At 62.4% G+C, this 22,251-nt stretch carries 32 protein-coding genes; 2 read left to right on the forward strand and 30 right to left on the reverse strand.

What is annotated here, in order from left to right; all coding sequences use genetic code 11:
• Positions 1–132: 132 nt before the first annotated feature.
• Entirely contained in the window at positions 133–1,203 is a 1,071-nt protein-coding gene (recA, locus tag ACZ1JY_RS06830) for a recombinase RecA (protein ID WP_039334323.1), read from the reverse strand.
• Between recA and ACZ1JY_RS06835 the strand changes: the two genes are divergently transcribed.
• Both ACZ1JY_RS06835 and ACZ1JY_RS06840 read left to right on the forward strand, forming a co-directional pair.
• Positions 1,202–1,441, forward strand: coding sequence for a hypothetical protein (locus tag ACZ1JY_RS06835; RefSeq protein WP_465130773.1), 240 nt, complete (start codon positions 1,202–1,204; stop codon positions 1,439–1,441). The genes recA and ACZ1JY_RS06835 overlap by 2 nt on opposite strands.
• Positions 1,442–1,668: 227 nt before the next feature.
• Entirely contained in the window at positions 1,669–2,367 is a 699-nt protein-coding gene (locus ACZ1JY_RS06840) for a response regulator transcription factor (RefSeq protein WP_465130774.1), read from the forward strand.
• Between the two features lie 67 nt (positions 2,368–2,434).
• On the opposite strand, the gene gdhA is transcribed toward ACZ1JY_RS06840, so the two are convergent.
• The 29 genes from gdhA to rpsL all read right to left on the reverse strand — a co-directional run bounded on the left by gdhA (position 2,435) and on the right by rpsL (position 21,650).
• Positions 2,435–3,790 (reverse strand): NADP-specific glutamate dehydrogenase, encoded by a 1,356-nt coding sequence (gene gdhA, locus ACZ1JY_RS06845; protein WP_465130775.1) that lies wholly within the window; start codon positions 3,788–3,790, stop codon positions 2,435–2,437.
• 159 nt (positions 3,791–3,949) lie between these two features.
• The gene (locus ACZ1JY_RS06850; RefSeq protein ID WP_465130776.1) at positions 3,950–4,765 is read right to left on the reverse strand and encodes an SRPBCC family protein; all 816 of its coding nucleotides are present in this window, start codon (positions 4,763–4,765) and stop codon (positions 3,950–3,952) included.
• 45 nt (positions 4,766–4,810) lie between these two features.
• Positions 4,811–5,461, reverse strand: coding sequence for an adenylate kinase (locus tag ACZ1JY_RS06855; RefSeq protein WP_118073269.1), 651 nt, complete (start codon positions 5,459–5,461; stop codon positions 4,811–4,813).
• Between the two features lie 30 nt (positions 5,462–5,491).
• A complete protein-coding gene (gene secY / locus ACZ1JY_RS06860) occupies positions 5,492–6,859 on the reverse strand; it encodes a preprotein translocase subunit SecY (RefSeq protein WP_168903585.1) in 1,368 nt (455 codons plus the stop codon).
• A gap of 151 nt (positions 6,860–7,010) precedes the next feature.
• Complete coding sequence (gene rplO, locus ACZ1JY_RS06865; RefSeq protein WP_039334443.1) at positions 7,011–7,526, reverse strand: 50S ribosomal protein L15; 516 nt, start codon at positions 7,524–7,526, stop codon at positions 7,011–7,013.
• 168 nt (positions 7,527–7,694) lie between these two features.
• A complete protein-coding gene (gene rpmD, locus ACZ1JY_RS06870) occupies positions 7,695–7,871 on the reverse strand; it encodes a 50S ribosomal protein L30 (protein ID WP_039334338.1) in 177 nt (58 codons plus the stop codon).
• Between the two features lie 6 nt (positions 7,872–7,877).
• Complete coding sequence (rpsE, locus tag ACZ1JY_RS06875; RefSeq protein ID WP_039334340.1) at positions 7,878–8,588, reverse strand: 30S ribosomal protein S5; 711 nt, start codon at positions 8,586–8,588, stop codon at positions 7,878–7,880.
• 2 nt (positions 8,589–8,590) lie between these two features.
• Positions 8,591–8,941 carry a 50S ribosomal protein L18 gene (gene rplR / locus ACZ1JY_RS06880; protein ID WP_168903583.1) on the reverse strand — a complete coding sequence of 117 codons (351 nt, stop codon included), beginning with the start codon at positions 8,939–8,941 and terminating at the stop codon, positions 8,591–8,593.
• Entirely contained in the window at positions 8,941–9,474 is a 534-nt protein-coding gene (gene rplF, locus ACZ1JY_RS06885; RefSeq protein ID WP_039334344.1) for a 50S ribosomal protein L6, read from the reverse strand. The genes rplR and rplF overlap by 1 nt, the downstream gene beginning before the upstream one ends.
• A complete protein-coding gene (gene rpsH / locus ACZ1JY_RS06890; protein WP_039334346.1) occupies positions 9,474–9,869 on the reverse strand; it encodes a 30S ribosomal protein S8 in 396 nt (131 codons plus the stop codon). The genes rplF and rpsH overlap by 1 nt, the downstream gene beginning before the upstream one ends.
• Positions 9,870–9,879: 10 nt before the next feature.
• Positions 9,880–10,185, reverse strand: a complete 306-nt coding sequence (gene rpsN / locus ACZ1JY_RS06895) for a 30S ribosomal protein S14 (protein WP_039334348.1) — start codon at positions 10,183–10,185, stop codon at positions 9,880–9,882.
• A gap of 29 nt (positions 10,186–10,214) precedes the next feature.
• Positions 10,215–10,796 (reverse strand): 50S ribosomal protein L5, encoded by a 582-nt coding sequence (gene rplE / locus ACZ1JY_RS06900; protein WP_118073266.1) that lies wholly within the window; start codon positions 10,794–10,796, stop codon positions 10,215–10,217.
• A complete protein-coding gene (gene rplX, locus ACZ1JY_RS06905; protein WP_118073265.1) occupies positions 10,789–11,106 on the reverse strand; it encodes a 50S ribosomal protein L24 in 318 nt (105 codons plus the stop codon). Before rplX ends, rplE begins: the two co-directional genes overlap by 8 nt.
• Entirely contained in the window at positions 11,106–11,474 is a 369-nt protein-coding gene (gene rplN / locus ACZ1JY_RS06910) for a 50S ribosomal protein L14 (RefSeq protein ID WP_039334354.1), read from the reverse strand. The genes rplX and rplN overlap by 1 nt, the downstream gene beginning before the upstream one ends.
• Positions 11,475–11,590: 116 nt before the next feature.
• The gene (gene rpsQ, locus ACZ1JY_RS06915) at positions 11,591–11,860 is read right to left on the reverse strand and encodes a 30S ribosomal protein S17 (RefSeq protein ID WP_039334356.1); all 270 of its coding nucleotides are present in this window, start codon (positions 11,858–11,860) and stop codon (positions 11,591–11,593) included.
• A gap of 10 nt (positions 11,861–11,870) precedes the next feature.
• On the reverse strand, positions 11,871–12,077 hold the full coding sequence (rpmC, locus tag ACZ1JY_RS06920; protein ID WP_039334358.1) for a 50S ribosomal protein L29: 207 nt from the start codon (positions 12,075–12,077) through the stop codon (positions 11,871–11,873).
• Between the two features lie 11 nt (positions 12,078–12,088).
• On the reverse strand, positions 12,089–12,523 hold the full coding sequence (gene rplP / locus ACZ1JY_RS06925; RefSeq protein WP_039334360.1) for a 50S ribosomal protein L16: 435 nt from the start codon (positions 12,521–12,523) through the stop codon (positions 12,089–12,091).
• Positions 12,524–12,545: 22 nt separating this feature from the next.
• Complete coding sequence (gene rpsC / locus ACZ1JY_RS06930; protein WP_039334362.1) at positions 12,546–13,241, reverse strand: 30S ribosomal protein S3; 696 nt, start codon at positions 13,239–13,241, stop codon at positions 12,546–12,548.
• A gap of 2 nt (positions 13,242–13,243) precedes the next feature.
• Positions 13,244–13,621 carry a 50S ribosomal protein L22 gene (rplV, locus tag ACZ1JY_RS06935; RefSeq protein WP_039334363.1) on the reverse strand — a complete coding sequence of 126 codons (378 nt, stop codon included), beginning with the start codon at positions 13,619–13,621 and terminating at the stop codon, positions 13,244–13,246.
• Complete coding sequence (gene rpsS, locus ACZ1JY_RS06940; RefSeq protein WP_039334365.1) at positions 13,621–13,899, reverse strand: 30S ribosomal protein S19; 279 nt, start codon at positions 13,897–13,899, stop codon at positions 13,621–13,623. The genes rplV and rpsS overlap by 1 nt, the downstream gene beginning before the upstream one ends.
• 6 nt (positions 13,900–13,905) lie before the next feature.
• Complete coding sequence (gene rplB, locus ACZ1JY_RS06945; RefSeq protein ID WP_084278978.1) at positions 13,906–14,742, reverse strand: 50S ribosomal protein L2; 837 nt, start codon at positions 14,740–14,742, stop codon at positions 13,906–13,908.
• Positions 14,743–14,751: 9 nt separating this feature from the next.
• Positions 14,752–15,054: a 50S ribosomal protein L23 gene (locus ACZ1JY_RS06950; RefSeq protein ID WP_118073264.1), complete on the reverse strand. Its 303-nt coding sequence runs from the start codon at positions 15,052–15,054 to the stop codon at positions 14,752–14,754.
• Positions 15,047–15,670 carry a 50S ribosomal protein L4 gene (gene rplD / locus ACZ1JY_RS06955; protein ID WP_039334370.1) on the reverse strand — a complete coding sequence of 208 codons (624 nt, stop codon included), beginning with the start codon at positions 15,668–15,670 and terminating at the stop codon, positions 15,047–15,049. Before rplD ends, ACZ1JY_RS06950 begins: the two co-directional genes overlap by 8 nt.
• Before the next feature lie 3 nt (positions 15,671–15,673).
• Complete coding sequence (gene rplC, locus ACZ1JY_RS06960) at positions 15,674–16,429, reverse strand: 50S ribosomal protein L3 (RefSeq protein ID WP_118073263.1); 756 nt, start codon at positions 16,427–16,429, stop codon at positions 15,674–15,676.
• Between the two features lie 326 nt (positions 16,430–16,755).
• Complete coding sequence (gene rpsJ / locus ACZ1JY_RS06965) at positions 16,756–17,067, reverse strand: 30S ribosomal protein S10 (protein ID WP_039334374.1); 312 nt, start codon at positions 17,065–17,067, stop codon at positions 16,756–16,758.
• 168 nt (positions 17,068–17,235) lie between these two features.
• Positions 17,236–18,426: an elongation factor Tu gene (gene tuf / locus ACZ1JY_RS06970; RefSeq protein WP_039334376.1), complete on the reverse strand. Its 1,191-nt coding sequence runs from the start codon at positions 18,424–18,426 to the stop codon at positions 17,236–17,238.
• A 92-nt stretch (positions 18,427–18,518) separates the two neighbouring features.
• Entirely contained in the window at positions 18,519–20,591 is a 2,073-nt protein-coding gene (gene fusA, locus ACZ1JY_RS06975) for an elongation factor G (RefSeq protein ID WP_118073262.1), read from the reverse strand.
• 75 nt (positions 20,592–20,666) lie between these two features.
• The gene (gene rpsG, locus ACZ1JY_RS06980) at positions 20,667–21,137 is read right to left on the reverse strand and encodes a 30S ribosomal protein S7 (RefSeq protein ID WP_039334380.1); all 471 of its coding nucleotides are present in this window, start codon (positions 21,135–21,137) and stop codon (positions 20,667–20,669) included.
• Between the two features lie 141 nt (positions 21,138–21,278).
• A complete protein-coding gene (gene rpsL, locus ACZ1JY_RS06985; protein ID WP_011444902.1) occupies positions 21,279–21,650 on the reverse strand; it encodes a 30S ribosomal protein S12 in 372 nt (123 codons plus the stop codon).
• Positions 21,651–22,251: the final 601 nt, after the last annotated feature.

Genomic DNA, 22,251 nt, shown 5'->3' on the forward strand with positions numbered 1-22,251 from the left:
GAAAGTTAACTCGCAACCGCCGACACGCAAACAAAAAGCCCGCGCGATCCTGCCGGGGAACGCGCGGGCTCTTTGTCTGGCTGGCGGGCCCGGCTTGCGCCGGTGGGTGGAGGCTGCCCGCCGCCTTGAAGATCAGACGTCGTCGTCCGCGTCCGGACCGACCATCAGACCTTCGGCAACCTTGTCGGTGCGGCCGCGGATCGCAGCTTCCAACCGGTCGCAAAGTTCGGAATTCTCACGCAGGAAGTTCTTGGCGTTCTCGCGGCCCTGACCGATGCGGATCGAGTCATAGCTGAACCAGGCGCCCGATTTCTCGACCAGCCCGGCCTTGACGCCCAGGTCGAGGATTTCGCCGATCTTCGAGATGCCTTCGCCATACATGATGTCGAATTCGACCTGCTTGAACGGCGGGGCAACCTTGTTCTTGACCACCTTCACGCGCGTGGCGTTGCCGACGATCTCGTCACGATCCTTGATCTGGCCGGTGCGGCGGATGTCGAGGCGGACCGACGCGTAGAACTTGAGCGCATTGCCGCCCGTCGTCGTCTCGGGGTTGCCATACATCACGCCGATCTTCATGCGCAGCTGGTTGATGAAGATCACCATGCAGCGCGAACGGCTGATCGAACCGGTCAGCTTGCGCAGCGACTGGCTCATCAGACGAGCCTGCAAACCGACGTGACTGTCGCCCATTTCGCCTTCGATTTCGGCGCGAGGCACGAGCGCGGCCACCGAGTCCACCACCAGCACGTCGATCGCATTGGAGCGCACCAGCGTATCGGTGATTTCGAGCGCCTGCTCACCGGTATCCGGCTGCGACACGATCAGGTTGTCGATATCGACACCCAGCTTCTTGGCATAGACCGGATCGAGTGCATGCTCGGCATCGATGAATGCCGCCGTGCCGCCGGTCTTCTGGGCCTGGGCGATGACATGCAACGCCAGCGTGGTCTTGCCGGAGCTTTCCGGCCCGTAGACCTCGATCACGCGCCCGCGCGGCAGGCCACCAACGCCGAGTGCGATATCAAGTCCCAGCGATCCGGTGGAGATCGCCTCCACCTGCATCGCTTCCTTCGAGCCCAGCTTCATTGCCGAACCCTTGCCGAACGCACGGTCAATCTGCGCAAGGGCTGCGTCGAGCGCCTTCTGACGATCCATGTCCTTGATCTTACCTTCCTCGATGAGCTTGAGCTGAGCCGCCATGGCTTCGTTTCCCTTGCTAGAGTTGGCTGACATGAGCCGTCAACAAGGGTTATGTACCTGTTGTGTTCTCATAGAACAAGAGGGGAACGACGCATTCGCGCCGATTTGGCAACGACTGGCCGCAAATGCTTACCCGATCAGGCTTTTCTCGCAATATGCGACGCCGGCAGAAGCAGGCTTGGACGACGTTATCCACGACGCAGGTCTATTTCGCGCCAAATCGGAGGCGCTTTCTTGAATCACCGGCCGTCATCGAATCGCCGCGATCCGGCTTGCGTGGGGCGCGACACTGCCCAGCATCATTGCAAGAACAGATAATATCTATAAAGTTATAGCTTAAGCCATATCGAAAGTTATTAAGGCATGTCTCAATCCCGTAAGCCGCAGCTTGCGGCCGATGGCGGCGGCGGGGGCAGTTCCATCCCGGGCAGCCCGCCTTCTGGCGCCAGGCCGAAAAGCCCGCGCTTGGAAGTCATCAGCGCACGGGCGCTGTATTTTGGCAATGGCGATCCTGGGCCGGAAACCGCGTTAGCCCGCGCCATCTCCGGCCGGGTCCAGTTCCACCGCATTACCGACGATTACGTCGGCCATGTCGACGACAGCCGGGAGTACTACAACACGCTGTTCGTTACGGGCAGCGACCCGGTACGGATTCGCAAGCTCATTCGCATTTATCGGCCTGTGCTGAAAACCAAGGCCAAGATCGTGATCATCCGCGAGGTTCGCCCCGGCGTAAGGGCGCAACTGCTCAACGCCGGTTTCGACGACGTTTTCGATGGCGATATGTCAGCTGCCGAAGGCGCCGCCCGCGTACGTGCCGTGCTCGGCCGTATCGCGCAAAGCCGGCAAGCGAAGGTGATCGAGGAAGTGAGGGACCTGCATCTTCAGCACTTCACCCGGGAGCCACTGCTCGGCCGCGAGGCGCGAGTCCTGTCCATGCTCGTGGCCGCACGGGGATCGCCGGTGCGTAGCAACCAGCTCGCCATCAGCGGTCGTTCGACGCATCGGCCGATCAGCACGAAGTCGCTGCAAGTCCTGATTTCCGGCTTGCGCGCCAAACTGCATCCGAACCTGCGGATCGTCAGTCAGGGTCCGGCAGGATACTCCCTGCAGGAAATCTCTCCGGCCCGATCGCTGCTGGACAGTGCCTTGAGAAGGACTTGAGCAAGCGGCAGCCTCACCCGGGGGTGCCGCGTTCGGCGCCCCCGGATGTCCGCGCTGGCTTTGCGGATCAGACGACGCCGAAGGCCAGCATCGCGTCGGCTACCTTCTTGAAGCCAGCGATATTGGCTCCCTTCACGTAGTCGATATAGCCGCCGCCCTGATCGCCATAGGCAAGGCACGACTTGTGGATGCCTGACATGATGTCCTTGAGCATCTGCTGCAGTTCCTCCTCCTTCCACGAGCGGCGTTCGGAGTTCTGGCTCATTTCGAGGCCAGAGACAGCCACGCCGCCAGCGTTGGAGGCCTTGCCCGGAGCGTAGAGGATCTTGGCTGCCTTGAAGACATGCACGCCGTCGAGGTCGGTCGGCATGTTTGCCCCCTCGGCCACCGCTTTGCAGCCATTGGCTATGAGCATGCGCGCATCATCGCCGAGCAGTTCGTTCTGGGTCGCGCAAGGCAGCGCGACGTCGCAAGGCACGCCCCACGGCGTCTTGCCCGCCACGAACGTCGCCTTCGGGAACGCCGTGACATATTCCTCGATCCGGCCGCGACGGTGGGTCTTGTGCGTCTTGACCCAGTCGATCTTCTCCTGGTCGATGCCGTCCGGGTCGTGAATGTAGCCCCCCGAATCCGACAGCGTCAGCACCTTGCCGCCCAGTTGCACGATCTTCTCGGCAGCATGCGTCGCCACGTTGCCGGAGCCCGAGATCACCGCTGTCTTGCCCGTAAGGTCCTCGCTCTCGGTCGCCAGCATGTTGGCAAGGAAGTAGACCGCACCATAACCGGTCGCCTCGGTGCGGATCAGCGAGCCCCCCCATTCGAGTCCCTTGCCGGTCAGCACGCCGGTAAAGTTGTTGGTGATGCGCTTGTACTGGCCGAACATGAAGCCGATCTCGCGCCCGCCGACGCCGATGTCACCGGCAGGGACGTCGATGTCGGCCCCGATGTGGCGGTAGAGTTCGGTCATGAAGCTCTGGCAGAAGCGCATGATCTCGCGCACGCTCTTGCCCTTGGGATTGAAGTTCGAACCACCCTTGCCGCCGCCCATCGGCAACCCGGTCAGCGCGTTCTTGAAGGTCTGCTCGAACGCGAGGAACTTCAGCACCGATTCGGTGACCGAAGGATGGAAGCGGATGCCGCCCTTGTAGGGGCCGATCGCATTGTTGTTCTGCACGCGCCAACCGCGTTGCACGCGAACGTTGCCGTTGTCGTCCTCCCAGCAAACGCGGAACGAGACCACGCGATCCGGCTCGGCAATGCGGCGCAGGATCTGCTGCGAGTGATACTCCTCCTTGTCCTGCATGAACTCGAAGATGTCTTCGGCAACTTCCTGAACTGCCTGGACGAACTCCGGCTGATAGGGGTTGCGCTTCTTCACACCCTCCATGAAGGTCGGCAGGTCAACATGATCGGATACGGCCACGGTACTCTCCCCCAGATCGGAACCAGTCGGTTCTCGATGTGCATGCCTGAAGCGGCGGGTGCGGCCCGTGCCGCGCGTCATCGGAGTGGACCGATTCGCGCTGTCGTTGCCTGAAAGATTAGCGCGTTTTGTGCGGGGTGAAAGCGCCGATAGCACCACTCAACGTCCGGCGGGCAGCTTGTCGTCCTTCTTCTTGAACAGCTGGTCCAACGCCGACTTCACGGACTCACCTGCTGCTGCATCGTCCTTTGTCGGATCGGGCGTGTAGGACGGTCCCTCGCCTTCCGGCGATTGATCCATCTCTGATGCGGACGAACCATCGTTCGCGTCAGGGCTCGAGCCCGCAATCGAAGCCTCAGGAATCACCGGTTCGGTCGGAAGAAGCTTTGCCTCGACAGGACTCGCCGGGCCGATCAGTTTGGTTAGTCCGCTGATCTGCTCTCCCAGAACCTTGTCGACGGCCCCGGAAATGGTTTCGGTCTTGTAGCGCATGAAGCCACCGACAACGTATTCCCAGAGAATGCGTGTCGACTTTCCGCCACTGCCCTCCACCGCCTTGAAGGTGACGGTCATGGTCCCGTTCACCGCCTCGGACTGCAGCGGGCCCAGCCCGCCCACCAGCCTGAGCGCACGGTAAGGTTCGGCGTAGACGATGCGCATGTGCATGACGGATCCCGGCTTCTGCGTTGCCGGAGCGCCTTTCGGAACAGGCAGCTTCTCGCAGAAGCAGCCGTTGGCACTCGCGTCCATGGAAAGGTTGGCCGCCTCGCCCGAGAAAGTGTGCTGCGGATTCCACCACAACGACGGGGTCGTGAAGACCTTCCATGCCTCTGCCGGGCTGGAGGCAACTTCGCCAGTCACGCGGATCACGAAACCGGTGTCGGTCCGCGCCGTCACTTCAGCCCGGGCAGGCGCGGATGCAACAACGGCGAGGCCGCCAAGCCCCGCCGTCAGGAGATACAACAACTTGCCCATCACGTGCCTCCGCCCGCACCGGGACGGGCGGGTCACGCTCGGGTGTTAGCGCTTGCCGAGGATAGCCTCAATGGCTGCCGTCACGTCGTCCATGTCGGCCATGCCATCAACCCGCGAGACAATGCCCTGCGCTTCGTAGATCGGCAGGATCGGCGCAGTTTTGGCACGATATTCCGCCATGCGCGTGCGCACGGTTTCCTCGTTGTCGTCAGGGCGGCGCTTGAACTCATGCCCACCGCACTTGTCGCAGGTGCCGTCGACTGCCGGCTTCTCGAACGTGTCGTGATAGCCCTTGCCGCAGGTGGCGCAGGTGTAACGGCCGGTGATGCGCTCGACCAGCGCGTCCTCGTTGACGTCGAGCTCGATGACATGGTCCAGCTTCTTGCCGCGCGAGGCCAGCAGTTCACCCAGCGATTCGGCTTGGGGTGCAGTCCGGGGATAACCGTCGAAGATCGCGCCCTGCCCTTCGGGCATTGCATCCAGCTCATCACCGATCAGTGCCGACACGATCTCGTCAGAGACCAGCTCACCTGCTTCCATCACGGCTTTGGCCTTGAGACCGACCGGCGTCTGGGCCTTGACCGCGGCGCGCAGCATGTCGCCCGTGGAGAGCTGCTTCATGCTGTGGCGTTCAACCAGACGCTGGGCCTGCGTGCCCTTGCCCGCGCCTGGAGGCCCCAAAAGGATGATGTTCAAGGTACCGTCCCCCTCATGCGGCTGCTGCAATCAGCGCAGCCTGCCTTTCAGTTTCGCCTTCTTGATCAGGTCGCCATACTGGTGTGCCAGCAGGTGCGACTGGATCTGCGTGATGGTGTCGACCGTGACGTTGACCACGATCAGCAGACTGGTGCCGCCGAAGAACAGCGTCCCCATGCCCGTCTCCGCCATGATGAATTCCGGCACGACGCAGACCACGGTGATATATGCCGCACCCAGCACGGTGATGCGAGTTAGCACATAGTCCAAGTAGTTCTGGGTGTTCTTGCCCGGACGGATGCCCGGAATGAACCCGCCGTTCTTCTTGAGATTCTCGGCAGTCTCTTCTGGGTTGAACACAACTGCGGTGTAGAAGAACGCGAAGAAGATGATGCCCAGCGCATAGAGCAGCATGTAGAGCGGCTTGCCATGCCCGAGGTACTGGTTCAGCGTCACGATCGCCTGGCCCATCGTCGTGTCGGGCGAGATCGAGTTTCCGGCAAACTGCGTGATCGTCAGCGGCAGCAGCAGCAGCGAGCTGGCGAAGATCGGAGGGATCACGCCTGCGGTGTTGAGCTTGAGCGGCAGGTGGCTGCGATCGGCATTCATCATGCCGCGCTGCGTCGCGCGCTTCGGATACTGGATCAGCAGTCGCCGCGTCGCCCGCTCGAAGAAGCAGATGCCAAGCACCAGCGCGACCAGCATGATGAAGATGCCGACAATCAGGAACGGCGAGATCGAGCCGGTGCGGCCACCCTCGAACAGGTTGCCGAAGAACTTCGGCAGCTGCGCCACGATGCCGGCCATGATGATCAGCGAAACGCCGTTGCCAATGCCGCGCGAAGTGATCTGCTCACCCAGCCACAGCAGGAACATCGTGCCGCCGATCAGCGAGATGACCGCCCCGACACGGAACAGCACGCCGGGGTTGACCACGGCCTGCAGCCCGCTCGACGCGCCGTATGCTTCAAGCCCGGAGGCGAGCACCCAGCCCTGGATTGCGGTCAGCAGCACCGCGCCATAACGCGTGTACTGATTGAGCTTCTTGCGCCCGCTTTCACCTTCCTTCTTCATCGCGGCGAGTGCCGGATGGAGCGAGGCGGCAAGCTGAACCACGATCGAGGCCGTGATGTAGGGCATCACGCCGAGCGCGATCAGGCTCATGCGCTCGAGCGAACCGCCAGAAAATGCGTTGAAGATGTCGAGAACGCCACCACGCGTCTGGTCGTAAAGCGTCTCCAGGATCAGCGGATTGACGCCGGGCAGCGGCACAAAGCTGAGGAACCGGAAGACGATGAGCGCGCCCACCGTGAACCAGATGCGCTTCTTGAGCTCGGTTGCCTTGGAGAAGTTGGCCAGGCTGAGGTTGCTGGCGATGTTGTCGGCGCGTGATGCCATTTCGGGGTTCTAAGCCTTGCTGCGAAACCGGGCCTTGGGCCAACCTGTTTCGGACGTCTTGAGCCAGCCCATATAGTGCGAGGCCCGCGAAAGTCGAACCCCTGCAATGCCGAAATCCCCGCCCGACTGGCGGGCGGGGACCGGAATTGGCTTACTTGGCCTTGTTGGCCGCAGCGCGAGCTGCCTTCTTCTCGGCTTCGCTCGGACCGGTTTCGATGACCGAGACCGAACCGCCAGCCTTCTCGACAGCCGCCACAGCGCCCTTCGAGGCACCAGCGACCGAGAACGCGACCTTGGTGGTCAGTTCACCCTTGCCGAGCAGACGGACGCCATCCTTGCCACCACGGGCCAGACCAGCAGCCTTGAGCGCGGCGTGATCAACGGTGCCCGAGACGTCGAGCTTGCCGGCATCGATCATCTTCTGGATCATGCCGAGGTTCACTTCGGCGTAGTCCTTGGCGAAGATGTTGTTGAAGCCGCGCTTCGGGATGCGCATGTGAAGCGGCATCTGACCGCCTTCGAAGCCGTTGATGCTGACGCCCGAACGTGCCTTGGCACCCTTCTGGCCGCGACCGGCAGTCTTGCCCTTGCCCGAGCCAATACCACGGCCGACGCGCATGCGGCCCTTGCGGGCGCCGTAGTTGTCGTTGAGTTCGTTCAGTTTCATGTTCTGCACTCGCTTTCGCTTTGAGACGCGCTTTGGAAAGGGCGCCGCCTAGCCGATCAGGCCGGGCTTGTCACCCCCTCACGGGACTGGGAGGCACCGTGCCACCTAGCCCCAAAGGAAAACCCCGGCACTCGGCCGGGGCGTCCTTTTTCCGTCGGGGAGCAATGGTCAGTCGACCACGGCCACCATGTGGGGAAGCTTGGCAATGGCGCCACGCACTTCGGCCGTGTCTTCCAACTCGACCACGCGGTGCATCTTGCCCAGGCCCAGGCCGATCAGAATCTTCTTCTGGCTTTCCGGGCGACGGATCGGCGAACCGATCTGCTTGATCTTGATCGTTGCCATGACCGATTACTCCGTGATGGCTTCGGCAGCGGCTTCGGCTTCGACCTGCGAAGCGCCACCACGGCCGAGGAGATCGGCGACCTTCTTGCCACGACGCTGCGCAACCGACTTCGGCGAAGTCTGGTCGGTCAGCGCGTCGAAGGTTGCGCGGATCATGTTGTAGGGGTTCGAGGTGCCGACCGACTTGGTCACCACGTCGGCAACGCCAAGGCTTTCGAACACGGCGCGCATCGGGCCACCGGCGATGATGCCGGTACCGGCCGGAGCCGAACGCACGTTGACCTTGCCAGCGCCGAAGCGGCCCTTGCCGTCATGGTGCAGGGTGCGGCCTTCCTTGAGCGGCACGCGGACCATCGCGCGCTTTGCAGCGGCAGTAGCCTTGGTGATCGCCTCAGGCACTTCGCGAGCTTTGCCCTTGCCGAAGCCGACGCGGCCCTTGCCATCGCCGACCACGACCAGTGCTGCAAAGCCGAAGCGCTTGCCGCCCTTCACGGTCTTGGAGACGCGGTTGATGTGGACGAGCTTTTCGATCAGCTCCTCGCCACCTTCCTCGTCGTTGTTGCCACGACCGCGACGGTCGTCGCGACGGCCACGGCCACCACGCTCGCCACCACGGTCATTGCCGCCACGGCCGCGGCCACGACCGCGACCTTCGCGCTGCTCACCGCCGGTCGATTCGACCGCGGCTGCGCCTTCCAGGTTGGTTTCGTCAGCCATTGTCAGAACTCCAGCCCGCCTTCACGGGCGGCATCGGCCAGCGCCTTGACGCGGCCATGGAACAGGAACCCGCCGCGATCGAACACGACAGTGGTGATGCCGGCGGCCTTGGCCTTCTCGGCGATCTCGGTGCCAACCTTGGCGGCGGCATCGACATTCGCGCCGATCGACTTCTGGCCCTTCACCAAGGTCGAAGCGGCAGCAAGGGTCTTGCCTTCCGCGTCGTCGATGATCTGGGCGTAGATGTGACGGCCGGAGCGATGCACCGACAGACGAGGACGACCACCCGAGCGCGCCTTGAGCGCAGTGCGGACGCGACGGCGGCGGCGTGCGAAGAGAGACAGCTTTGCCATTACTTCTTCTTCCCTTCCTTGCGGAAGATAAACTCGCCGCGGTACTTGATGCCCTTGCCCTTGTACGGCTCGGGCTTGCGCCAGCGACGGATCTCGGCGGCAACCTGGCCGACCTTCTGCTTGTCGATGCCCGAGATTTCCACCGTGGTGTTGTCAGGGGTCTTGATCTCGATGCCTTCCGGCACCGCGAAGTCGACGTCGTGGCTGTAGCCAAGCTGCAGCTTCAGGTTCTTGCCCTGAGCGTTGGCGCGGTAGCCGACACCGGTGATCTCGAGGACCTTGGTGTAGCCCTGCGTCACGCCAGTGACGAGGTTGTCGACGAGCGTGCGCTGCATGCCCCAGAACGCACGAGCGCCCTTGGTGTCGTTTGCAGGCTTCACGAGGATCGTGTCGCCATCAACGGTGTAGCTGATCTCGTCGCGCAGCGTGAGCGTCAGGGTGCCCTTGGGGCCCTTCACGGTCAGCACGCCGTCCGCGATGTTCGCGGTGACGCCACTCGGGATCGCCACCGGCTTCTTGCCGATGCGGCTCATCAGAACACCTCCGCCAGCACTTCGCCACCGACGTTGGCAGCACGTGCTTCGGCATCCGAGAGCACGCCCTTCGGCGTCGAGACGATGGTGATGCCAAGACCGTTGCGGATCACCGGGAGTTCCTTGGAACCCGAGTAGACGCGGCGGCCAGGCTTGGAGACACGGGCAACATGCTTGATCGCAGGCTGGCCTTCGAAATACTTGAGCTCGATGCGCAGCTGCGGGTGGGCGCCGGTGGCGTCCTCCGAGAAACCACGGATGTAGCCTTCACGCTGAAGGACTTCGAGCACGTGCGCACGCAGCTTGGAAGCGGGCGAAAGGACCGAGTCCTTCTTCGCCTGCTGGCCGTTGCGGATGCGGGTGAGCATATCACCCAGGGGGTCGGTCATAGCCATCGGATGATCCTTACCAGCTCGACTTCGTCAGGCCGGGGATAAGGCCCTTGTTGCCCTTGTCCCGCAGCTCGATGCGGCAAAGGCCGAACTTGCGATAGTAGCCACGCGGGCGGCCGGTGGTTGCACAGCGGTTGCGCACCCGGGTCGGGTTCGCGTTGCGCGGCAGCTCGGCCATCTTCAGGCGGGCGATCAGACGCTCGGTTTCGTCGAGCGATTCGTCGTCGGCCTGGGCCTTGAGCGCAGCGTACTTGGCCGCGTACTTCTGAACGAGCTTCTTGCGCTTCTCGTTCTTGTTGATGGAACTCAGTTTCGCCATGGACTTAAGCTCTCTTCTTCAATTCTGGATCACGCGGCCTGCTGCTCTTCAGCAGCTTCCTGCGGGAACGGGAAACCGAACAGGCGAAGCAGCTCGCGAGCTTCCTCGTCCGTCTTCGCGGTCGTGGTGACGATGATGTCCATGCCACGCACCTTCTCGATCTGGTCGTAGCTGATCTCTGGGAAGATGATCTGCTCCTTCAGACCCATCGCGTAGTTGCCGCGACCGTCGAACGACTTCGGGTTCAGACCACGGAAGTCGCGGATGCGGGGCATTGCGATGGTGATGAGACGGTCGAGGAATTCGTACATGCGTTCACGGCGTAGGGTGACCTTGCAGCCGATCGGCATGCCTTCACGCAGCTTGAACTGCGCGATCGACTTCTTCGCCTTGGTGATGACGGGCTTCTGACCGGCGATCAGCTCCATTTCGGCAGCTGCGGTCGTGACCTTCTTCTTGTCCTGGCTCGCTTCGCCCACGCCCATGTTGAGCGTGATCTTCTCGATGCGCGGGATCTCGAGCGCGTTCTTGTAGCCGAACTTTTCCTGCATCGCCTTGGCAATGTCGGCGTCGTACTTGCCCTTGAGACGCGGAGTGTACTTGTCAGCCATCGATGGCCTCCCCGGACTTGACGGCCACACGGACCTTCTTGCCGTCCTTGGTCTCGAAGCGGACGCGGGTGGGCTTGCCATCCTTGTCTGCGACCGAAACCTTGGAGATGTGCAGCGGAGCCTCGAAGCGGTCGATGCCGCCCTGGGGGTTCTGCTGGCTCGGCTTGCGGTGACGGGCAGCGATGTTCACGCCCTGCACGACGACCTTCTCATCCTTCGGAAGGACCTGGAGCACGGTGCCGGTACGGCCCTTGTCCTTGCCCGAACGAATGACGACAGTATCGCCCTTCTTGATCTTGGCGGCGGCCATTACAGCACCTCCGGAGCGAGCGAGATGATCTTCATGAAGCCCTTGCCGCGGAGTTCGCGAACCACTGGGCCGAAGATACGCGTGCCGATCGGCTCTTCGTTCTTGCCGACCAGGACGGCGGCATTGCTGTCGAAGCGGATGACCGAACCGTCGGTGCGGCGGACGTCCTTCTTCGTGCGAACGATGACGGCGCGGTGCACGTCGCCCTTCTTAACGCGGGCGCGCGGCTGCGCTTCCTTGACCGACACCACGATGATGTCGCCGACGCTTGCGAACCGACGCTTCGAGCCACCCAGCACCTTGATGCACTGGACGCGCTTTGCGCCGCTGTTGTCCGCCACGTCGAGATTGGATTGCATCTGGATCATTGATCCGGTTCCTTCTCACTGGCTTGCCGGAACCAGTCCGGCAGTTCCAAAACAGTAGCCGGGGCCGCTACACGACTTTAGCCGTGAAGCAACCCCAAACTTTGGCTGACGACCTATCAGACGTCCGCTTCGATGGCGGTGCCCTTGCCGGCCTGGACGCGGTCGATGACCTTCCACGTCTTCAGCTTCGAGATCGGCGCGGTCTCTTCGATGCGCACGGTCTCGCCGGTCTTGAAGGCATTCGCCTCGTCGTGGGCGTGATACTTCTTCGAGCGGCGGATGATCTTCCCGTAGAGCGGGTGCTTCACCTTGCGCTCGACCTTCACGACCACGGTCTTGTCGGTCTTGTCGGACACCACGGTGCCGATCAGAATACGCTTGGGCATATTGGCTTCCTTACGCCTGGGCCGACTGAGAACGCTCAGTCTGCAGCGTCTTGATGCGCGCGATGTCGCGACGGACTTCCTTGATGCGCGCGGGGCGCTCAAGCTGGTTCGTCGCGCCCTGGAAACGCAGGTTGAACTGCTCGCGCTTGAGCTCGGCGAGTTCAGCGTTCAGCTGGTCGTCGCTCTTGGCGCGAAGGTCTTCGATCTTGGCCATCATTCGACTCCCAATCACTCGCCGCCAAGGTGCGAAGTGTCACCCAGGCGGGCAACGACCTTCGTCTTGATCGGCAGCTTCATCGCGGCGCGGCTGAATGCCTCGGCCGCAAGCGGACCGGGGACGCCGTCCAGTTCGAACAGGATGCGACCCGGCTTCACGCGGGCTGCCCAGTATTCGATCGAACCCTTGCCCTTGCCCTGGCGGACTTCGGCGGGCTTCTTCGAAACCGGCACGTCCGGGAACACGCGGATCCACAGACGGCCCTGACGGCGGATGTGGCGCGTGATCGCACGACGGGCCGCTTCGATCTGGCGAGCGGTGACGCGCTCCGGCTCAAGGGCCTTGAGGCCGTAGGAGCCGAAGTTCAGGTCCGTACCACCCTTGGCGACGCCGTGGATGCGGCCCTTGAAGGCCTTACGGAACTTGGTCTTCTTCGGTTGCAACATGGTGCTTCTCTACCCTCTGGGCTCAGCGTGCCGGACGGACGCCGGAAGTCTGGGCTTCCATCATCAGTCGGTCCTGCGCCATCGGATCGTGACCGAGGATCTCACCCTTGAAGATCCAGGTCTTGATGCCGATCACGCCATAGGCGGTGTGGGCTTCGGCTTCCGCGTAGTCGATGTTCGCGCGCAGCGTGTGCAGCGGAACGCGACCTTCGCGGTACCATTCGACGCGGGCGATTTCCGCACCGCCGAGACGGCCGCCGCAGGTGATCTTGATGCCTTCGGCACCAAGACGCAGGGCGGACTGCACGGCGCGCTTCATCGCACGACGGAAGGCAACGCGGCGGACCAGCTGGTCAGCAACGCCCTGTGCGACGAGCTTGCTGTCGATTTCCGGCTTGCGGATCTCGACGATGTTCAGCTTCACGTCGCTGCCGGTCATCGTGGCAAGCTTCGAGCGAAGCTTCTCGATGTCGGCGCCCTTCTTGCCGATGATGACGCCCGGACGAGCGGCATAGATCGACACGCGGCACAGCTTGGCAGGACGCTCGATCACCACCTTCGAAATCGCTGCCTGCGGCAGGTTCGTGACGATGAACTTGCGGATCTCAAGGTCTTCCTTGAGCATCTGCGCATAGTTGCGACCTTCCGCGTACCAGCGGCTGTCCCAGGTGCGGTTGATCTGCAGGCGCAGACCGATGGGGTTCGACTTGTGACCCATGATCAGGCCTCCTCAACTTCGCGGACCACGATCCGCAGCCGCGAGAACGGCTTGAGGATGCGGGTCGACTTGCCGCGACCACGGGTGTGGAAGCGCTTCATCGTGATCGACTTGCCGACCGAGGCTTCCGCCACGACCAGAGCGTCGACGTCGAGGTTGTGGTTGTTTTCCGCGTTGGCGATCGCCGAAGCGAGCACCTTGCGGGCGTCAACAGCCATGGCCTTCTTCGAGAACGCGAGGATGTTCATCGCGTCTTCGGCCTTGTGACCGCGGATCAGCGCAGCCACGAGGTTCAGCTTCTGGGCCGAACCGCGGATCTGCGTGCCGACCGACAGCGCTTCCTTGTCGCCAACGCGACGGGGTGCCTTAGGCTTGCTCATCAGCGCTTGCCCTTCTTGTCAGCGGCGTGACCCGGGAAAGTGCGCGTGGGTGCGAACTCGCCGAGCTTGTGGCCGACCATCTCTTCCGAGACGGAAACCGGGATGAACTTGTGCCCGTTGTAGACGTTGAACGTCAGGCCAACGAACTGCGGAATGATGGTCGAACGACGCGACCAGGTCTTGATGGCGCCAGCGCGCGATCCTGCATCGTGAGCGGCTTCCGCCTTCTTCAGCAGATGCAGGTCGACGAAGGGGCCCTTCCAGACGGAACGTGCCATGTGGTCTTACCTCTTCTTCTTCGCGTGGCGCGAACGGATGATCATCTTGTCCGTCGACTTGTTGTGACGGGTGCGGGCGCCCTTGGTCGGCTTGCCCCACGGAGTCACAGGATGACGGCCACCCGAAGTACGGCCTTCACCACCACCGTGCGGGTGGTCGACCGGGTTCTTGGCAACGCCGCGCGTCAGAGGACGCTTGCCCAGCCAGCGGTTGCGGCCGGCCTTGGCAAGGTTCGTGTTGGCGTTGTCGGGGTTCGACACGGCACCGACGGTGCCCATGCAGTCACCACGCAGGTAGCGCTGCTCGCCCGAGTTCAGGCGAACGATGACCATGCCGCGGTCACGACCGACGAGCTGGACATAGGTGCCTGCCGAACGTGCGATCTGCGCGCCCTTGCCCGGCTTCATCTCCACGTTGTGGATGATGGTGCCGACCGGCATCTGCGACAGCAGCATGGCATTGCCAGGCTTCACGTCGGTCTTCTCGCCGGCAACAACGGTATCGCCAACGGCAAGACGCTGCGGAGCGATGATGTAGGTCTGCTCGCCGTCCTCATACTTGATGAGAGCGATGAACGCCGTGCGGTTCGGGTCATATTCCAGACGCTCGACGGTAGCCGGCATGTCCCACTTGCGACGCTTGAAGTCGATGTAGCGGTACTTCTGCTTGTGACCACCGGCGATGCCACGCGAAGTGACATGGCCCTTGTTGTTGCGGCCGCCGGTCTTGTTCTTGCCTTCGGTCAGCGCCTTGACCGGCTTGCCCTTCCACAGCGACGACTTGTCGACGAGGATCAGGCCGCGCCGGGCGGGGCTGGTCGGATTGTAGCTCTTGAGTGCCATGGTCTAGCCTCAGATCCCGCTGGTGACGTCGATCGACTGGCCAGCAGCCAGGGTCACGACAGCCTTCTTGACGTCGGAGCGCTTGTAGGGCTTGCCCTTCCAGCGCTTGGTCTTGCCCTTCTGGGTCAGGGTGTTCACCTTGGTGACCTTGACGTTGAAGAGAGCTTCGACCGCGGCCTTGATCTCCGGCTTGGTCGCCTTGTCGGCAACCTTGAAGACCACGGCGTTGTTTTCGCTGAGCAGCGTCGCCTTTTCCGTGATGTGGGGAGCCACGATCACGTCATAGTGACGCGTGTCGATTGCGTTAGCCATTGAAACGCGCCTCCAGCTTTTCGACAGCAGAGCGCGTCAGCACCAGCGTGTCATGCTTCAGGATGTCGTAGACGTTGGCGCCGATGGCAGGCAGCACGTTCACGCCGACGATGTTGCGGGCGGCCTTGGCGAAGTTGTCGTTCACGGCGTCACCGTCGATCACGAGAACCTTCTTGCCCCAGTTGGCCTTCGAAAGCTGGCCAACCAGCGCCTTGGTCTTGGCGTCGATGTCGAGCGAGTCGACCACGACGAGACCGGCCTTGGCCTTGCTCGAGAGAGCCATCTTGAGGCCGAGTGCACGGACCTTCTTGTTCAGCGAGATGTTGAACTCGCGAACGCGCGGACCGTGAGCCTTGCCACCGCCGATGAAGATCGGTGCCTTGCGGTCACCGTGACGAGCCGTACCGCCGCCCTTCTGGCGACCGAACTTCTTGCCGGTGCGGGCAACGTCCGAACGCTCGCGCGCCTTGCGGGCAATGCCGCGACGGTTTTCGAGCTGCCAGGTGACGACGCGATGCAGGATGTCAGCACGCGGTTCGAGACCGAACACGTCATCCGACAGTTCCACTTCGCCCTTGCCGGCGGTGCCGTCGAGATTGAGGACCTGAACCTTCACGACTTAGCCCTCCTGACCTTCGGTGGCTTCGACGCCTGCGACTTCCGCCGGGGTGTCGGCAGCTGCCGAGTCATTGCTGTTTGCGGCCTGCTTGAGGCCTGCGGGATAGGGCGCTTCAGCGTGACGCGAGACCTTCACGGCGTCACGCACGAGGAGCCAGGCGTTCTTCGAACCGGGCACAGAGCCCTTCACGAAGATCAGGCCACGCTCGTCGTCGGTGCGGACGACTTCGAGGTTCTGCTGGGTGCGCTGACGGTCGCCCATGTGACCGGCCATCTTCTTGTTCTTGAAGACGCGGCCCGGATCCTGGCGGTTACCGGTCGAACCGTGTGCACGGTGCGAGATCGAGACACCGTGGGTGGCGCGCATACCGCCGAAGCCCCAGCGCTTCATCGCGCCCTGGAAGCCCTTGCCCTGGGTGTTGCCGGTGATGTCGACATACTGGCCAGGGACGAAGTGCGAAGCAGCGATGGTCGAGCCGACGTCGAGCAGCGCATCTTCAGCAACGCGGAACTCGGCGACTTCCATCTTCAGCGGAACCTCTGCCTTGGCAAAGTGCTCGCGCTGCGGCTTGGCAACGTTCTTCTGCTTGGCTTCGCCTGCACCGAGCTGAACCGCGACGTAACCGTCACGATCTTCAGTGCGAACCGAAACCACCTGGCAATTTTCTAGCGACAGGACAGTAACCGGCACGTGCCGACCATCTTCCTGGAAAAGGCGGGTCATCCCCACCTTCTTCGCGATCACGCCGGTGCGCATGATCCATACTCCATAACAGAGGCATGCCGGGCCCATCCCGACATGCGTGTTCAGCCCGTATGTGAAGCGCGCCCCCGACCGGGCTGAATGCCACCGCCTGGACGGTAGCAATCGGGGGACGCTTGCCCGGCAAGGTCCGAAAAGGACGGTGCCGGAGGTATCCCATTGTCAACGGGGCTTTTGTTACCCCGGAAACTCTGGCCTTTCACCGGACCTTGGCCTTGGTGAAAGTCTGGGCCGGAACAGGTCCGGCCAGAAACCCTGGGTCGATGCGGACGACCCGGCCGGAGCGGTCACTGCCTGGGCAGCTCGCTCGATCAGCGGCCTCAAGCCAGCTTGATCTCGACGTTGACGCCGGCCGCGAGGTCCAGCTTCATCAGCGCGTCGACAGTGGCCGCATTGGGCTGCACGATGTCGAGCAGGCGCTTGTAGGTGCGAACTTCGAACTGCTCACGCGACTTCTTGTCGATGTGAGGACCGCGGTTCACGGTGAACTTCTCGATGCGCGTCGGGAGCGGAATGGGGCCCCGGATCAGCGCGCCGGTGCGGCGGGCGGTATCTGCAATTTCTCCAGTGGCCTGGTCGAGCACACGATGATCAAAGGCCTTGAGGCGAATGCGGATATTCTGGGCGTCCATGTCCGTTTACCGATGCGAAAGAGCAAAACAAAAAAGCCAGTCGACCTGCCCTCTACCCCACCCCTTTCACGAAGCTCGGGGAGAGCGGGCCGACTGCCTGGAAGCGATCAGTCAGTAAAAAACCGACCGGCGAGGAGAGCGAATCTCCCCGCCGGTGCGCGGCCTATATTACTTCGTGATCTTGCTGACAACCCCCGAACCGACGGTGCGGCCGCCTTCGCGAATTGCGAAGCGGAGACCTTCGTCCATGGCGATCGGAGCGATCAGCTTGACCGACAGGGTGACGTTGTCGCCCGGCATGACCATCTCGGTGCCCTCAGGGAGGATCACTTCGCCGGTCACGTCGGTGGTGCGGAAGTAGAACTGCGGGCGGTAGTTGGCGAAGAACGGCGTGTGACGGCCACCTTCGTCCTTCGACAGCACGTAGACCTCAGCCGAGAACTCGGTGTGCGGCTTGACCGAACCGGGCTTGCAGAGGACCTGGCCGCGCTCGACGTCTTCACGCTTCACGCCGCGAACCAGCGCACCGATGTTGTCGCCGGCTTCACCCTGGTCGAGCAGCTTGCGGAACATTTCGACGCCGGTGACGGTGGTCTTGGTGGTGTCCTTGAGGCCGACGATTTCGACTTCTTCACCAACCTTGACGATGCCGGTTTCGACGCGGCCGGTCACAACCGTACCACGACCCGAGATCGAGAACACGTCTTCGACCGGCATCAGGAACGGCTTGTCGGTCGGGCGCGGCGGCTGCGGGATGTAGCTGTCGACAGCTTCCATCAGCGCGTTGATCGAATCGCGACCGATGTTGTCGTCACGACCTTCGAGAGCGGCCAGAGCCGAACCCTTGACGATCGGAATATCGTCGCCCGGGAAGTCGTACGACGACAGCAGTTCGCGAACTTCGAGTTCGACGAGCTCGAGGATTTCTTCGTCGTCGACCTGGTCGACCTTGTTCATGTACACGACCAGAGCCGGCACGCCGACCTGACGGGCGAGCAGGATGTGCTCGCGGGTCTGCGGCATCGGGCCGTCAGCAGCGTTCACGACCAGGATCGCGCCGTCCATCTGGGCAGCACCGGTGATCATGTTCTTGACGTAGTCAGCGTGACCCGGGCAGTCGACGTGCGCGTAGTGGCGGTTGGCGGTCTCGTACTCGACGTGTGCGGTCGAGATGGTGATGCCGCGCTCGCGCTCTTCCGGAGCCTTGTCGATGTTCGCGTAGTCGGTGAACGTTGCACCACCGGTCTCTGCGAGAACCTTGGTGATGGCAGCGGTCAGCGTGGTCTTGCCGTGGTCGACGTGACCGATGGTGCCGATATTGCAGTGCGGCTTGGTCCGCTCAAACTTAGCCTTGGCCATTGTTCAAACCTTCTTTTCGTATGTGTGCAGATACTGCGGGAAATGGACGGCACCCGCTGAATCGAGCGCCGCCCCTAATGCTATCCGTGCTCTTATGCAAGCTTCGCCTTGAGCTCGGTCGCGACGTTCGCCGGGACTTCGTCGTAGTGGTCGAAGAACATCGAGTAGTTTGCACGGCCCTGGGTGAACGAGCGGAGCTGGTTCACGTAGCCGAACATGTTTGCCAGCGGGACCATGGCGGTAACAGCCTGGGCATTGCCGCGGCTGTCGGTGCCCTGGATCTGGCCACGACGCGAGTTGATGTCGCCGATCACGTCACCGAGGTATTCCTCAGGCGTGATCACCTCGACCTTCATGATCGGCTCGAGCAGCTTGATGCCGGCCTTCTGGGCGGCTTCGCGCATGGCACCGCGGGCGCAGATTTCGAAGGCCAGAGCCGACGAGTCGACGTCGTGGTACGCACCGTCATAAAGCAGGACTTCGAAGTCGATGATCGGGAAGCCGATCAGCGAGCCCGTCAGAGCGGTTTCACGGAAGCCCTTTTCGATCGCGGGGATATATTCCTTCGGAATGTTACCGCCCTTGATCTCGTCCTTGAAGACGAAGCCCGAACCACGCTCGCCCGGCGTCACCTTGACCTTGACGCGGCCGAACTGGCCGGTGCCGCCCGACTGCTTCTTGTGGGTGTGGTCGAGGTCGATCGGCTTGGCGAGGTATTCGCGGTAGGCCACCTGCGGCGCACCGACGTTCGCCTCGACCTTGAACTCGCGCTTCATGCGGTCGACAAGGATTTCAAGGTGAAGTTCGCCCATCCCCTTGATGATCGTCTGGCCCGATTCGTGGTCGGTCGAAACGCGGAACGAGGGGTCCTCTGCCGAGAGACGGTTGAGCGCGATGCCCATCTTCTCCTGGTCGGCCTTGGTCTTGGGTTCCACCGAGAGCTCGATGACCGGCTCGGGGAATTCCATGCGCTCAAGGATGATCGGGTGCTTTTCCGAGCAGAGCGTATCGCCCGTGGTCGTCTCCTTCAGACCCGCGATGGCAACGATGTCGCCGGCGTAGGCCGCATCGATGTCTTCACGGTTGTTGGAGTGCATCAGCAGCATGCGGCCGACCTTCTCCTTCTTGTCCTTCACCGAATTCAGGTAGCTGCCCTTGGTCAGCGTGCCTGAATAGATGCGGGTGAAGGTCAGCGAGCCGACGAACGGGTCGTTCATGATCTTGAACGCCAGCGCCGAGAACGGCGCGTCGTCCGCCGTCGGGCGGCTGTCGGGCTCTTCAGTGTCGGGGTTGATGCCCTGCACGTCCTCGATGTCGAGCGGCGAAGGCAGGTAGTCCACCACCGCGTCGAGCAGGCACTGGACGCCCTTGTTCTTGAACGCCGAGCCACACAGCACCGGCACGAAGGCCTGGCCGAGCGTACCCTTGCGGATCAGCTTCTTGAGCGTCGCCACGTCGGGCTCGTTGCCCTCGAGGTAGGCTTCCATCGCCTCGTCGTCCTGTTCGACGGCGAGTTCGACGAGCTTCGAGCGATAGTCGGCAGCTTCGTCGGCCATGTCGGCCGGGATGTCCTCGTAGAAGAACTCGGCACCGAGCGATTCATCCTTCCAGATGATGGCGCGCTGCTCGACGAGGTCGACGAGGCCCTTGAAGTCGCTTTCCGCGCCGATCGGCAGATACAGCACCGCAGGCGTTGCACCGAGGCGGTCGATGATCGTCTGGACGCAGTACTTGAAGTTCGCGCCGGTGCGGTCGAGCTTGTTGATGAAGCACATGCGGGGGACGTTGTACTTGTCCGCCTGGCGCCAGACGGTTTCCGACTGGGGTTCGACGCCGGCGACGCCGTCGAAGGCGGCGACGGCACCGTCGAGCACGCGCAGCGAGCGTTCGACTTCGATGGTGAAGTCAACGTGGCCGGGGGTGTCGATGATGTTGAGGCGGTGGTCCTGCCAGAAGCAGGTGGTGGCGGCCGACGTGATCGTGATGCCGCGCTCCTGCTCCTGCTCCATCCAGTCCATGGTGGCGGCGCCGTCATGGACTTCGCCGATCTTGTAGGACTTGCCGGTGTAGTAGAGGATGCGCTCGGTCGTCGTCGTCTTGCCGGCGTCGATGTGCGCCATGATGCCGAAATTGCGATAGCGCTCGAGCGGATGGCTGCGTGCCATGGTGCTATTCCTTGGGTCTATGGGGGAGCCGGGGAGGCTCCGCCCATATGGTTACGGATGTGACCGTTTAAAGACTTACCAGCGGTAGTGGCTGAACGCGCGGTTGGCGTCGGCCATGCGGTGGGTGTCTTCACGCTTCTTGACGGCGTTGCCACGGTTGTTGGCAGCATCGAGCAGCTCGGCCGAGAGGCGCGCGGCCATCGTGGTTTCCGAACGGTTGCGTGCAGCCGTGATCAGCCAGCGGATGGCGAGGGCCTGGGCGCGCTCGGGGCGAACCTCGACCGGGACCTGGTAGGTCGCACCACCGACGCGGCGCGAGCGCACTTCGATCTGCGGACGGACATTGTTCAGCGCATCGTGGAAGAGCTGGACCGGGTCCGCCTTCGCACGGGTCTGCATGGTTTCGAGAGCGCCATAAACGATGCTTTCGGCAACCGACTTCTTACCATCGAGCATGAGGTTGTTCATGAACTTCGACAGAACCTGATCACCGAACTTCGGATCGGGCAGGATGACCCGCTTTTCCGGACGACGACGACGTGACATATCTTGTACTCCTTCGGAGTGCGGCCCACCCATCCGGGTGTGCCTTGCGGCACCGGCCCGCTCCCCCTCCCGGCCACCCAGAGCTTACCCGCGTAGGGTAGCCGGGAGGGGGAGCGGTCCGGCGCCGGACCTTGCTAAACCTTACTTCGGGCGCTTGGCGCCGTACTTCGAGCGGGACTGCTTGCGGTCCTTGACGCCCTGCGTATCGAGCACGCCGCGCAGGACGTGGTAGCGAACGCCGGGAAGGTCGCGAACGCGGCCGCCGCGGATGAGCACGACCGAGTGCTCCTGCAGGTTGTGGCCTTCACCCGGGATGTACGAGATGACTTCGCGGCTGTTGGTCAGGCGGATCTTGGCGACCTTGCGGAGAGCCGAGTTCGGCTTCTTCGGGGTGGTCGTGTAGACGCGGGTGCAGACGCCGCGCTTCTGCGGGTTCTGCTCCATCGCAGGGACCTTGGACTTGGCCTTCTGCGGTTCGCGGCCCTTGCGGACCAGCTGATTGATAGTGGGCATGTGAAAACTTCACCTGTAGTTCTGGCGCTTCGGCAGAAGGTGAAGGATGCGGGCACCGCAAATGCGCAAAACGGGAAGGCTGGCCCAAAGGCCCCTCCCCCAAACGCAATCACGAACCGAAACGCTCCACCCGCAACTTTCGTCACCGGGTTACTTTGACGGATTACCTGAGAGACCCAGACGCACCGGCAATGTTCAGCTCAAGCCATAGGCACAGCGAGGCCGCACCTGTGGAAGGACGCGCCCTTAGGCGGGTTTGGGGGTGGGGTCAAGGGGTGGGGTGGGCAAGTACACTGACCTCCTCAAATCGCATGTCAACTTAACTGAGCCTGCAGCACGATACAGGGCGATACCCGGGTCAAAATCAATGGGTGCGTGACCAAAACAACAAAAAGGATGCTTTAGCTTTTGACCGCGCACAACTGCAGTCAGCAGCGTTCAGCACATGCTATCGGATTGACCTACTCCTTCAGAAAAGTTTTGCTAACACTGCGATAAGCGTCACATGGCCGTTGACAACAATGCTCCAATTATGATCAAGAATTGTGCAGTGGCGTAGTATGCCGATGGCGGGACCAAAGATAACTGGAGGTTACAGGCT

Source organism: Novosphingobium sp. BL-A-41-Hi4B-X5A, from assembly GCF_055521705.1.

Coding starts and splice junctions, on each gene's coding strand:
- ACZ1JY_RS06835 (WP_465130773.1), top strand. CDS start 1,202: ATGGCTTCGTTTCCCTTGCTAGAGTTGGCTGACATGAGCCGTCAACAA.
- recA (WP_039334323.1), bottom strand. CDS start 1,203: ATGGCGGCTCAGCTCAAGCTCATCGAGGAAGGTAAGATCAAGGACATG.
- ACZ1JY_RS06850 (WP_465130776.1), bottom strand. CDS start 4,765: ATGGGCAAGTTGTTGTATCTCCTGACGGCGGGGCTTGGCGGCCTCGCC.
- secY (WP_168903585.1), bottom strand. CDS start 6,859: ATGGCATCACGCGCCGACAACATCGCCAGCAACCTCAGCCTGGCCAAC.
- rplO (WP_039334443.1), bottom strand. CDS start 7,526: ATGAAACTGAACGAACTCAACGACAACTACGGCGCCCGCAAGGGCCGC.
- rpmD (WP_039334338.1), bottom strand. CDS start 7,871: ATGGCAACGATCAAGATCAAGCAGATCGGTTCGCCGATCCGTCGCCCG.
- rpsE (WP_039334340.1), bottom strand. CDS start 8,588: ATGGCTGACGAAACCAACCTGGAAGGCGCAGCCGCGGTCGAATCGACC.
- rplR (WP_168903583.1), bottom strand. CDS start 8,941: ATGGCAAAGCTGTCTCTCTTCGCACGCCGCCGCCGTCGCGTCCGCACT.
- rplF (WP_039334344.1), bottom strand. CDS start 9,474: ATGAGCCGCATCGGCAAGAAGCCGGTGGCGATCCCGAGTGGCGTCACC.
- rpsH (WP_039334346.1), bottom strand. CDS start 9,869: ATGGCTATGACCGACCCCCTGGGTGATATGCTCACCCGCATCCGCAAC.
- rpsN (WP_039334348.1), bottom strand. CDS start 10,185: ATGGCGAAACTGAGTTCCATCAACAAGAACGAGAAGCGCAAGAAGCTC.
- rplE (WP_118073266.1), bottom strand. CDS start 10,796: ATGGCTGACAAGTACACTCCGCGTCTCAAGGGCAAGTACGACGCCGAC.
- rplX (WP_118073265.1), bottom strand. CDS start 11,106: ATGGCCGCCGCCAAGATCAAGAAGGGCGATACTGTCGTCATTCGTTCG.
- rplN (WP_039334354.1), bottom strand. CDS start 11,474: ATGATCCAGATGCAATCCAATCTCGACGTGGCGGACAACAGCGGCGCA.
- rpsQ (WP_039334356.1), bottom strand. CDS start 11,860: ATGCCCAAGCGTATTCTGATCGGCACCGTGGTGTCCGACAAGACCGAC.
- rpmC (WP_039334358.1), bottom strand. CDS start 12,077: ATGATGGCCAAGATCGAAGACCTTCGCGCCAAGAGCGACGACCAGCTG.
- rplP (WP_039334360.1), bottom strand. CDS start 12,523: ATGTTGCAACCGAAGAAGACCAAGTTCCGTAAGGCCTTCAAGGGCCGC.
- rpsC (WP_039334362.1), bottom strand. CDS start 13,241: ATGGGTCACAAGTCGAACCCCATCGGTCTGCGCCTGCAGATCAACCGC.
- rplV (WP_039334363.1), bottom strand. CDS start 13,621: ATGAGCAAGCCTAAGGCACCCCGTCGCGTTGGCGACAAGGAAGCGCTG.
- rpsS (WP_039334365.1), bottom strand. CDS start 13,899: ATGGCACGTTCCGTCTGGAAGGGCCCCTTCGTCGACCTGCATCTGCTG.
- rplB (WP_084278978.1), bottom strand. CDS start 14,742: ATGGCACTCAAGAGCTACAATCCGACCAGCCCCGCCCGGCGCGGCCTG.
- ACZ1JY_RS06950 (WP_118073264.1), bottom strand. CDS start 15,054: ATGGCTAACGCAATCGACACGCGTCACTATGACGTGATCGTGGCTCCC.
- rplC (WP_118073263.1), bottom strand. CDS start 16,429: ATGCGCACCGGCGTGATCGCGAAGAAGGTGGGGATGACCCGCCTTTTC.
- rpsJ (WP_039334374.1), bottom strand. CDS start 17,067: ATGGACGCCCAGAATATCCGCATTCGCCTCAAGGCCTTTGATCATCGT.
- tuf (WP_039334376.1), bottom strand. CDS start 18,426: ATGGCCAAGGCTAAGTTTGAGCGGACCAAGCCGCACTGCAATATCGGC.
- fusA (WP_118073262.1), bottom strand. CDS start 20,591: ATGGCACGCAGCCATCCGCTCGAGCGCTATCGCAATTTCGGCATCATG.
- rpsG (WP_039334380.1), bottom strand. CDS start 21,137: ATGTCACGTCGTCGTCGTCCGGAAAAGCGGGTCATCCTGCCCGATCCG.
- rpsL (WP_011444902.1), bottom strand. CDS start 21,650: ATGCCCACTATCAATCAGCTGGTCCGCAAGGGCCGCGAACCGCAGAAG.